Below are 1,196 nucleotides of genomic sequence, written 5' to 3' on the forward strand. Positions count from 1 at the left end.
GTCACCCCGGTGACCGTGTCTTCACTGGCGATGTTGGCGTTCCTCGGAATCGAAGACCGGGCGTTGACCGTTCGTGAGCTCACCGCGATCCTCACGCCGCTGTTCGGGTACATCACCGCGCGAAATCTTCCGATCGCCGGCGACGTCGAACTGCCCGATCCGCGCGTCATCGAGAAGGCGTTGCAGACACACGTCGATTCCGGTGTCCTCGAGCGCTTCGATCGCGGCGGCGAGCAGGTCTTCTACCTCGGCAAGGACCAGCACCTTGTCGCTGCCTTCTACCGCAACAACACAATTCACTTTCTCGTCGTGCGTGCCATCACCGAACTCGTACTGCAGGCAGCCGTCGAAGAACGGTTCGAGGATCCCATCGGGGACGGTTGGGCCGAGGCCAAGCGCATCCGCGATCTGTTGAAATTCGAGTTCTTCTTCAGCGATCGGGACACCTTCGAGCAGGAGATGCGGACCGAGCTGACCCTGATCGATCCCGAGTGGGAAACCGTCATGGCCGACGACAAACGAACCGAGCACATGATCGAGTCGGTGCGGCCGTACCTCGCGCACCGTGTGCTCCAACCGTTTCTCGAGGCGTACCAGGTTGTCGCCGATCAGCTTGTGCTTGCCCCGATTTCGACGTCGTTCGACGAGAAGTCCTTCGTCAGCAACTGCATCGACGTCGCACATCAGCGTCGCCTACGACAGCAGATCGCCAGCAACGAATCGGTTTCCGGTGAATTGTTCGCCACTGCACTGAATTTGGCGCGCAACCGGAACTTGATCGAAGTCGACGACGACGGCGTCCGGGCCAGGCGCCTGGCATTCGCCGCGGAAATCAAGGTTCAGGTCGAGCGTCTGCGCCACCTCCGAGCGCTCGCGCATGCACGGCTCGATCAGGTGGCCATGCCGGTGCCCGACGCCGCTGCAGTAGTCACCATTCCCGAAGCAAACCGAGCGCCCGCCGCGAACGAGGAAGTAGGACTGTGACCGGACTCGAGCGTCTGCACTCCGCCATCGAAGCCGCCCCTCCCGGGCCCGGAACGATCGCCGCCTTCGACCTCGACGGCACCTTGATCAGCGGGTACTCGGCCAGCGTTGTGTACCGAGACCGCCTGCGACGCTTGGATATCAGCGTCGGCGAACTCTTGCGCACCACCGGTGCCGCGATCGACACCCAATTCCGCGGTGCTGACGTCGGA

2 protein-coding genes are annotated in these 1,196 nt (G+C 62.6%); both read left to right on the forward strand.

Going from position 1 to position 1,196, the window contains the following annotated elements; all coding sequences use genetic code 11:
- A partial coding sequence (locus ABT116_RS48215; protein WP_351647847.1) for a lysophospholipid acyltransferase family protein occupies window positions 1-984 on the forward strand: 984 nt, incomplete at its 5' end.
- Window positions 981-1,196, forward strand: a 216-nt coding sequence (locus ABT116_RS48220) for a hypothetical protein (protein WP_351647849.1), incomplete at its 3' end; no start/stop codon positions are given. The genes ABT116_RS48215 and ABT116_RS48220, both read left to right, overlap by 4 nt.

Source organism: Streptomyces sp. NPDC002130 (assembly GCF_040296465.1).
Classification (GTDB): Bacteria; Actinomycetota; Actinomycetes; order Streptomycetales; family Streptomycetaceae; genus Streptomyces.